Origin of the sequence: Sodalis-like endosymbiont of Proechinophthirus fluctus (assembly GCF_001602625.1) — a bacterium.
GTDB lineage: Bacteria > Pseudomonadota > Gammaproteobacteria > Enterobacterales > Enterobacteriaceae.
In genome coordinates, this window is record NZ_LECR01000010.1 from 9,957 (window position 1) to 18,765 (window position 8,809).

At 53.7% G+C, this 8,809-nt stretch carries 7 protein-coding genes, 2 tRNA genes and 2 pseudogenes; all 11 read left to right on the plus strand.

Translation table 11 applies throughout. The features are described from left to right. A pseudogene (gene glmM / locus BG74_RS15685) lies at positions 1 to 160 on the plus strand (phosphoglucosamine mutase); the annotation flags it as partial. Positions 161 to 559: 399 nt separating this feature from the next. Then, positions 560 to 892, plus strand: coding sequence for a preprotein translocase subunit SecG (secG, locus tag BG74_RS01205; RefSeq protein WP_066595951.1), 333 nt, complete (start codon positions 560 to 562; stop codon positions 890 to 892). 58 nt (positions 893 to 950) lie between these two features. Continuing rightward, positions 951 to 1,037 (plus strand) — tRNA-Leu (locus tag BG74_RS01210). Positions 1,038 to 1,097: 60 nt separating this feature from the next. Beyond that, a tRNA-Met gene (locus tag BG74_RS01215) sits at positions 1,098 to 1,174 on the plus strand. Between the two features lie 215 nt (positions 1,175 to 1,389). Continuing rightward, positions 1,390 to 1,842, plus strand: coding sequence for a ribosome maturation factor RimP (gene rimP, locus BG74_RS01220; protein WP_066596074.1), 453 nt, complete (start codon positions 1,390 to 1,392; stop codon positions 1,840 to 1,842). Positions 1,843 to 1,863: 21 nt separating this feature from the next. Then, on the plus strand, positions 1,864 to 3,351 hold the full coding sequence (gene nusA / locus BG74_RS01225; RefSeq protein WP_066595954.1) for a transcription termination factor NusA: 1,488 nt from the start codon (positions 1,864 to 1,866) through the stop codon (positions 3,349 to 3,351). Between the two features lie 25 nt (positions 3,352 to 3,376). Then, on the plus strand, positions 3,377 to 6,061 hold the full coding sequence (infB, locus tag BG74_RS01230; RefSeq protein WP_066595956.1) for a translation initiation factor IF-2: 2,685 nt from the start codon (positions 3,377 to 3,379) through the stop codon (positions 6,059 to 6,061). 74 nt (positions 6,062 to 6,135) lie between these two features. After that, positions 6,136 to 6,540 carry a 30S ribosome-binding factor RbfA gene (gene rbfA / locus BG74_RS01235; protein WP_066595959.1) on the plus strand — a complete coding sequence of 135 codons (405 nt, stop codon included), beginning with the start codon at positions 6,136 to 6,138 and terminating at the stop codon, positions 6,538 to 6,540. Between the two features lie 9 nt (positions 6,541 to 6,549). Further along, positions 6,550 to 7,491, plus strand: a complete 942-nt coding sequence (gene truB / locus BG74_RS01240) for a tRNA pseudouridine(55) synthase TruB (protein WP_066595964.1) — start codon at positions 6,550 to 6,552, stop codon at positions 7,489 to 7,491. Positions 7,492 to 7,608: 117 nt separating this feature from the next. Further along, positions 7,609 to 7,878, plus strand: coding sequence for a 30S ribosomal protein S15 (gene rpsO, locus BG74_RS01245; RefSeq protein WP_066595977.1), 270 nt, complete (start codon positions 7,609 to 7,611; stop codon positions 7,876 to 7,878). Positions 7,879 to 8,145: 267 nt separating this feature from the next. Then, positions 8,146 to 8,809: pseudogene (locus BG74_RS15690) on the plus strand (polyribonucleotide nucleotidyltransferase); the annotation flags it as partial.

Consider the following 8,809-nt stretch of genomic DNA (forward strand, 5'->3'; position numbering starts at 1 on the left):
CACATCTGAGGTGGAGCAGAAGCTGGCCGGGCGTGGGCGGGTGCTGTTGCGCAAGTCGGGTACCGAGCCCATGATTCGCGTCATGGTGGAAGGAGATGATACCGAGCAGATCAGCCGGCTGGCACACAAGATTGCGGATGCCGTGAAAGCTGCGGTCTAAGACACAGGGTTTCTGATGCGGGGATGCCGTGAAAGCCGCAAGCTGGTGCGTAAGATTTTTTAGTGTTGATGCGATTAATGCTGCAGTCTGGGACATACGTGGTGACGCAACGCTGGCGGCTGGCCTGCGAAAGGCGGCGGTTTTCACCGTCATTAAGCAAGGCATCAGCGCCCGCTGCGGCTTTAACGCAGGCCCTATCCTATAGACTAGCACCGACGTCTAAGTAGCGAACGCTATTGGCATTTTTTTCGAAAACGGTCAGCCAGCCGTAAAATACCCTTGCACGTAAGAGGTGCCTTGGTTAATATTCATACCCGCTTTAGTCGGTGAAGCTAGGTGCCATGTTGTGGGTTGCAACAGCTTAAAGTGTAGTGGTAGCTATGAGGATACTGAAAGATTATGTACCAAATTCTGTTAGTTATATTCCTATTGGTAGCAGTCAGCCTAGTTGCGCTGATCATGCTGCAACAAGGTAAAGGTGCTGATATGGGAGTCTCGTTCGGTGCAGGTGCCTCTGGCACCCTGTTCGGTTCAAGCGGTTCCGGTAACTTCATGACCTGTATGACGGCCATGCTGGCGGCGCTGTTTTTCGTTCTCAGCCTGGTGCTAGGCAATCTGAGCACAATCATGATCAACAAAGGCACCCAGTGGGATAATTTGAGCCAGGCTCAGCAGGCGGATAAGGCACTAGTCGGAGCGCCGGCAAAACCGGGTAACAATATTCCACAGTAAGCGTTAAGCATTGCCATGCTAGGGTAATGAAACAGCGGTGTGAGGGCCGATAGAAAGTGCCGAGGTGGTGGAATTGGTAGACACTCTACCTTGAGGTGGTAGTGCCCGATTGGGCTTACGGGTTCAAGTCCCGTCCTCGGTACCAATCCCTAGAGATAACTTGCTTTTTCAGGGTTACCAGCGTAGTATTTACAGTGTTTTCATACGCGGGGTGGAGCAGTATGGTAGCTCGTCGGGCTCATAACCCGAAGGTCGTCGGTTCAAATCCGGCCCCCGCAACCACATTCCCTTAGAGCACTTTTTCAAATATGCTGTTTTGTAGGCGTTGTGTTTATCCTCACAGGAGTTTCGAAAAATGATTCTTCTGGAATGGTTTCAAACCCGCCTGCTGTTTACAGGGTCCAGTCACTTAGCGCCCCGGATTTTCGGGGCTTTTTGTTATTTCACTGCAGTAATACCGGGCTAATAAGCCCTTTTTTTATGTCATGGGGGTAGCTTTGTCCACATTGGAACAAAAATTGACAGAGATGATCAAGGCACCCGTGGAAGCCCTGGGATTCGAGCTAGTAGTTATTAAATTTATTCGTGGCCGCAAGTCGACGCTGCGCATTTATATCGATAGTGACGAGGGCATCACCATTGATGATTGTGCTGATGTAAGCCACCAGATCAGCGCAGTACTGGACGTCGAAGACCTTATCTCCGTGGACTATAGCCTTGAAGTCTCATCACCGGGCCTGGACCGTCCGCTGTTTACCGCCGCACATTATCGCCAATTTACCGGTAGCTACGTCAGCGTAGCACTCCATATCGCGGTGAAAAATCGCCGTAAATGGCAGGGGATCATCAAAGCGGTTGATGGTGACATAATCACCGTGATGGTGGAAGGAAAAGATGAAGTGTTCGCTTTGAACAATATCCAGAAAGCGAACCTGGTACCCCGCTTTTAACGTTTTACTGAGGCAACTAGGATGAATAAAGAAATTCTGGCTGTTGTTGAGGCAGTGTCCAACGAGAAAGCCGTCCCTCGAGAAAAGATTTTCGAGGCGCTAGAGACGGCACTGGCCACGGCAACGAAGAAAAAATACGAACAGGAAATCGAAGTTCGCGTCAACATCAACCGTAAGTCAGGGTATTTCGATACCTTTCGCCGTTGGCTCATCGTGGATGAAGTGACCCAGCCCACCCGTGAAATCACCCTGGATGCAGCACAGCTTGACGACCCTGAAGCACAGCTTGGTGACTACATCGAAGATAAAATTGAATCGGTGGTGTTTGATCGTATTACTACCCAGACCGCCAAGCAAGTTATCGTCCAAAAAGTGCGTGAAGCCGAGCGAGCGATGGTGGTCGATCAGTTCCGAAGTCATGAAGGTGAGATAGTTACCGGCGTGGTGAAAAAAGTTAACCGGGACAGTATCAGTCTGGATTTGGGCAGCAATGCCGAAGCGGTGATCGGCCGCGAAGATATGCTGCCGCGTGAAAACTTCCGTCCCGGCGACCGTATTCGCGGCGTATTATATTCTGTGCGTCCGGAAGCCCGCGGGGCGCAGCTGTTTGTCAGCCGGTCGCGGCCGGAGATGCTGGTAGAGCTATTCCGCATTGAAGTGCCAGAAATCGGCGAAGAAGTGATTGAAATCAAGGCTACCGCACGCGATCCTGGCTCACGGGCGAAAATCGCAGTGAAGACCAATGACAAACGTATTGATCCTGTCGGCGCCTGCGTTGGCATGCGCGGCGCCCGCGTCCAGGCTGTGTCCAGCGAATTGGGCGGTGAACGCATCGATATCGTGCTATGGGATGACAACCCAGCCCAGTTCGTTATTAACGCCATGGCCCCTGCCGATGTCTCTTCCATCGTGGTGGACGAGGACAAACACACCATGGATATCGCGGTAGAAGCAGGCAATCTTGCCCAGTCTATCGGCCGCAACGGACAAAACGTCCGGCTGGCTTCTCAGCTTAGCGGCTGGGAGCTGAACGTAATGACGGTAGAGGATCTGCAAGCAAAACATCAGGCTGAAGACCATGCGACCATAGATACCTTTACCCGCAATCTGTATATCGATGAAGAGTTCGCTACGGTATTGGTGGAGGAAGGTTTCTCCTCTCTTGAGGAACTGGCCTACGTACCGATAAATGAACTGCTGGAAATTGAAGGGCTCGATGAAGAAACGGTGGAAGCGCTGCGTGAACGGGCGAAGAATGCGCTGACCACGATTGCCCTAGCACAGGAAGAGAATCGCGGCGTGGGCGTACCGGATGAAGACCTGTTGGGTCTTCCTGAACTTGAGCACGACATGGCGTTCAAGCTGGCAGCGCGTGGTATTTGTAGGCTGGAAGATCTTGCCGAACAGGGTGTCGACGACCTATCAGATATTGAAGGGCTGGGTAGTGAAAAAGCCGGCGAGCTGATTATGGCCGCGCGCAATATTTGCTGGTTTGGCGACAACGCGTAATAAACTGTAGCAGGAAAGGAACAGCATGACAGATGTAACTATAAGATCGCTCGCCGCAGAAATACAGACTTCGGTCGATCGCCTGGTACAGCAATTTGCTGATGCAGGTATTGATAAAACCGCAGTAGATTCTGTGACCCAGCAGGAAAAAGAAACCTTACTGGCTTACCTGAACCGCGATCGCGGAGCGCCGCCCAATAAATTAACTTTGCAGCGCAAAACGCGCAGCACCTTGAATATTCCCAGCACCGGAGGTAAAAGTAAGTCGGTGCAAATCGAAGTGCGCAAGAAGTGCACCTATGTGCAACGCGATCTACAGGCGCAAGAGCGGGCTGAAGCGGAAGAACAGGCCCGTCACGAAGCGGAAGTGCTGGCTCAGCAGCAAGCCCAACGTGACGCCGAAGAAAAGGCAAAACGCGTGGCCGAAGAGAAGGCCAAGCGTGAGACCGATGAACAAGCGAAACGTATGGCAGCGGAAAGTGATAAATTGACTAACCAGCAGACCAACACTATGACCAAGTCACCACAGGCGGCTGAAAAAGCTCGCCGTGAAGCCAAATCCGCGGAGCTAAGACGCAAAGCAGAAGAGGAAATGCGTCGCAAAGTCGAAGAAAAGGCTCGCCAGGTCGTGGAAGAAGTGCGTCGTATAGCCGAAGAACGCGGCGGTACCTGGGATAACGCGCCTGAGCCAGCGGAGGAAGATATCACCGATTACCACGTCACGACCTCCCATCACGCCCGGGAAGCTGAAGATGAAAACGATCGTAAAGTGGAAGGTGATCGTCGCAGCCGCGCCCGAGGTGGTAAAACTACTAAGCAGAAGAAGACCAGCCGTTTGTCTGAATCAAAGGCTGATCGCGAAGAAGCTCGCGCCGTGGGTCGTGGCAGCAAGAGCAAGCGTAAACCTAGCACCTTAATGCAGGGCTTTAACAAACCAGCACAAGCGGTGAACCGTAATGTGATCATCGGCGAAACCATCACCGTAGCGGAATTGGCCAACAAAATGGCGGTGAAAGGCTCTCAAGTCATTAAAGCAATGATGAAGATGGGCGCTATGGCGACCATCAACCAGGTGATCGATCAGGAAACCGCGCAACTGGTGGCGGAAGAGATGGGCCACAAGGTAGTTTTGCGCCGTGAGAACGAGCTGGAAGAGTCGGTGATGTCCGATCGCGATACTGGAAGCTCCGCCACCGCGGAATCCCGCGCACCGGTAGTGACAATCATGGGCCACGTCGACCACGGTAAAACCTCGCTCCTGGACTATATCCGCTCTACCAAGGTGGCAGCAGGCGAGGCCGGAGGCATTACCCAGCATATCGGCGCCTATCATGTGGAAACCGATAACGGCATGATAACCTTCCTTGATACCCCAGGGCATGCGGCTTTTACCGCAATGCGCGCCCGCGGTGCGCAGGCGACGGATATCGTGGTGCTGGTGGTGGCTGCCGATGACGGCGTGATGCCGCAGACTATCGAAGCTATCCAGCATGCCAAAGCGGCCAAAGTACCGGTAGTGGTAGCGGTTAACAAGATCGATAAGCTGGAAGCAGATCCGGATCGGGTAAAGAATGAACTGACCAAATACGATGTCATTCCAGAAGAGTGGGGCGGTGAAAGCCAGTTCGTGCATGTTTCCGCTAAATCTGGCGAGGGTATTGACGAACTGCTGGACGCCATCTTACTACAGGCAGAAGTTCTGGAGCTGAAAGCGATCCGCAACGGCATGGCCAGCGGTATCGTCATCGAATCCTTCCTGGACAAGGGCCGTGGCCCGGTCGCGACCGTGCTGGTACGTGAAGGTACCCTGAATCGGGGTGACGTTGTCCTATGCGGTTTTGAGTACGGCCGCGTGCGCGCCATGCTCGATGAAGTAGGCCTTGATGTGACTTCTGCCGGCCCGTCGATACCGGTCGAGATCCTTGGTCTGTCCGGGGTGCCGGCCGCCGGTGATGAAGCGATGGTGGTGCGCGACGAGAAGAAAGCTCGTGAAGTTGCACTGTATCGTCAAGGTAAGTTCCGCGAAGTCAAACTGGCGCGCCAACAGAAGTCCAACCTGGAAAACATGTTCGCTAATATGACCGAAGGTGAAGTATCTGAGCTGAACATCATGCTAAAGTCTGACGTACAGGGTTCCACCGAAGCCATCATCGACGCGCTGGAGAATTTGTCCAGAGACGAGGTGAAGGTAAGGATTGTCGGCGCGGGCGTGGGCGGTATTACTGAGACCGACGCGACGCTGGCGGCAGCTTCCAACGCCATTCTGCTAGGCTTTAACGTGCGTGCCGATGCATCCGCTCGCCGCATCATCGAAGCAGAGAACCTGGATCTGCGCTATTACTCGGTCATCTATGATTTGATCGATGAAGTCAAACAGGCGATGAGCGGCATGCTGGCACCAGAATACAAACAGGAAATCATCGGCCTGGCGGAAGTGCGTGATGTGTTCCGTTCACCGAAATTCAGCGCTATCGCCGGCTGTATGGTGATGGAAGGCGTGGTGAAGCGTCATAACAAAATCCGTGTGCTGCGTGAAAACGTGGTGATCTACGAAGGTGAGCTGGAATCTCTGCGCCGCTTTAAAGATGACGTCAACGAAGTGCGTAATGGCATGGAGTGTGGCATAGGTGTGAAGAACTACAACGACGTGCGCTCAGGCGACGTGATCGAAGTCTTTGAAACCATCGAGATCCAGCGTATCATTTCCTGATAACGCGTTATCATCAGCCCATATAACAGAGAGGGCGCGGAGCGTCGCCCCCCTGCTTGTCTGGAGAATTTACCATGGCCAAAGAATATAGCCGCACCCAACGCGTCGCGCAGGAGATGCAAAAGGAAATCGCCATCATCCTGCAGCGCGAAATCAAAGATCCTCGCGTCGGCATGGCGACGGTGTCCGGTGTTGATGTCTCACGCGATCTGGCTTATGCTAAAGTGTTCGTCACTTTTTTGAGTGACAATACCTCCGAACAGGTAAAAACCGGCGTCCAGGCACTCCAGGATGCGGCGGGTTTTATTCGTAGCCTGCTGGGAAAAGCCATGCGCTTACGTGTAGTGCCGGAGCTGACGTTCGCCTACGATAATTCTCTGGTGGAAGGCATGCGGATGGCTAACCTGGTCAGCCAGGTCTTACAAAACGATCGCCTGTGCCGCGGCACAGGTCAGGCGGACGATGAAAGCAGCGGATAAGGAAGATTGATGAGCCGTCCAAGTCGCCGTGGCCGTGATATCGACGGTATCGTCTTGCTGGATAAACCGCTCGGCCTTTCGTCCAATGATCTGTTGCAAAAGGTGAAACGGCTATTTCTCGCCAACAGAGCTGGGCATACCGGTGCGTTGGATCCGCTAGCGACCGGCATGCTGCCCGTCTGCCTGGGCGAAGCGACCAAGTTTTCCCAGCATCTGCTGGAGGCCGATAAACGCTACCGGGTGACCGCTCGGTTCGGCGAGCGTACCGATACCTCCGATGCCGAGGGTCAGACGGTCAGCGTTCGGCCAGTATCGCTGGACCAGGCGCGGCTAGAGGCGGCGCTGAACTACTTCCGCGGCGAAAGCAGCCAGGTGCCGTCGATGTTTTCGGCGCTGAAGCACCAGGGGCGTCCGCTGTATGAGTACGCGCGCAAAGGCGTTACGGTAGAACGCAAGGCGCGCTCTATCCACGTATACGATTTGCAGTTACACCACTGGGATCTGACAGAGGTGGAACTAGAAATTCATTGCTCCAAAGGCACCTATATTCGTACCATTATCGACGATTTAGGTGAAAGTCTCGGCTGTGGCGCACACGTCACGGCGCTGCGTCGGCTGGCAGTCTCCTGCTACCCCACTGAGCGTATGGTAACGCTTGCGGAGCTGCAGGCTATTGCCACCGCCAGGCCGGAGGCGCCGGAAACCCTAGCACAGCTGGATGCGTTGCTGTTGCCGATAGACAGCGCGGTAGCGGATATGCCAGTGGTTAATTTGTCGTCTGATATCGCTACGCGGGTATGGCTCGGGCAAACGATAGCGGTTACAGCGCAGCTGCAGGCTGGTCTGGTACGTCTGACCGAGGGGGACGACGGGAGCTTTATCGGCATCGGCGAAATTGCCGTGCCAGGATGGCTGACGCCGCGCCGCCTGATAGCGGAACCGCGTGCCTGATCATGTAATCGCCTTGCGATCAGCAGTGGTTGGGAGTAGAATGGCGCGGCTTATGGAGAAGGTGGCTGAATTAGGGATCGTCGCCCATCTATTTCACAATCATTTTGGAGTATTATAATGTCTCTAGGTGTTGAAGCGAAAGCGAAAATTGTTTCTGATTTCGGCCATGATGCTAAAGACAGTGGTTCTACTGAAGTTCAAGTTGCTCTTTTAACCGCTCAGATTAGCCATCTGCAGGGCCATTTTGCAGAACACAAAAAGGATCACCACAGCCGCCGTGGTCTTCTACGCATGGTTTCACAGCGTCGTAAGCTGCTCGACTACCTGAAGGGCAAAGATGTAGCGCGTTACACTAGTCTTATCGAATGCCTGGGTCTGCGTCGCTAAGCTAGAGATAGTTTTATAAGAAAGGGGCCTTATAAGGCCCCTTTCTTCTAGGCAGCAGCGCTCACTCCAGGACGGAGAATACTTCCGCCCACGGCGCGATGGACGCTAGTATATTATTCCATTGCTGAGGTTCACGCGGCTAATAGGAGGCTTTATTCCACGGGATAAAGATTATCATTAGTCGTGAGGATATGATGATAAGAGGTTGTTCATCAACGGTGGGCGGTTGGTTTGAGAGCGCCGCGTACTTTGAAAAAGGAAATTATTTTGCTAAATCCGATTGTTCGCAAGTTTCAATACGGTAAACATACCGTCACGATAGAAACCGGTATGATGGCCCGTCAGGCGACTGCCGCAGTCATGGTAAGCATGGACGACACGGCAGTGTTTGTGACCGTTGTGGGCGCCAAACAAGCAAAACCGGGACAGATCTTCTTCCCGCTTACCGTCAACTATCAGGAGCGGACTTACGCCGCGGGTCGTTTCCCGGGCGGGTTCTTCCGACGTGAAGGCCGTCCGAGCGAAGGCGAAACACTGATTTCGCGTCTGATTGACCGTCCTATCCGTCCGCTGTTCCCGGAAGGTTTTCTGAACGAAGTGCAGGTTATCGCTACCGTGGTGTCAGTTAATCCACAGGTAAGCCCAGATATCGTGGCGATGATTGGCACTTCTGCCGCGCTGAGCCTGTCTGGTATTCCGTTCAGCGGCCCTATCGGCGCCGCACGCGTGGGCTACATTAACGACCAGTACGTGCTGAACCCGACCCAGGATGAGCTGGTCGATAGCCGCCTGGATCTAGTAGTGTCCGGTACCCAGAATGCGGTGCTGATGGTGGAATCCGAAGCGCAGCTGTTAAGCGAAGATCAAATGCTGGGCGCCGTGGTGTACGGCCACGATCAGCAGCAGGTGGTAATCGATAATATCAATCAGC

What these genes read in the sequence shown, in the direction of transcription:
- secG (WP_066595951.1), top strand. Translation starts at nt 560, where the DNA reads ATGTACCAAATTCTGTTAGTTATATTCCTATTGGTAGCAGTCAGCCTA.
- rpsO (WP_066595977.1), top strand. Translation starts at nt 7,609, where the DNA reads ATGTCTCTAGGTGTTGAAGCGAAAGCGAAAATTGTTTCTGATTTCGGC.
- infB (WP_066595956.1), top strand. Translation starts at nt 3,377, where the DNA reads ATGACAGATGTAACTATAAGATCGCTCGCCGCAGAAATACAGACTTCG.
- truB (WP_066595964.1), top strand. Translation starts at nt 6,550, where the DNA reads ATGAGCCGTCCAAGTCGCCGTGGCCGTGATATCGACGGTATCGTCTTG.
- nusA (WP_066595954.1), top strand. Translation starts at nt 1,864, where the DNA reads ATGAATAAAGAAATTCTGGCTGTTGTTGAGGCAGTGTCCAACGAGAAA.
- rbfA (WP_066595959.1), top strand. Translation starts at nt 6,136, where the DNA reads ATGGCCAAAGAATATAGCCGCACCCAACGCGTCGCGCAGGAGATGCAA.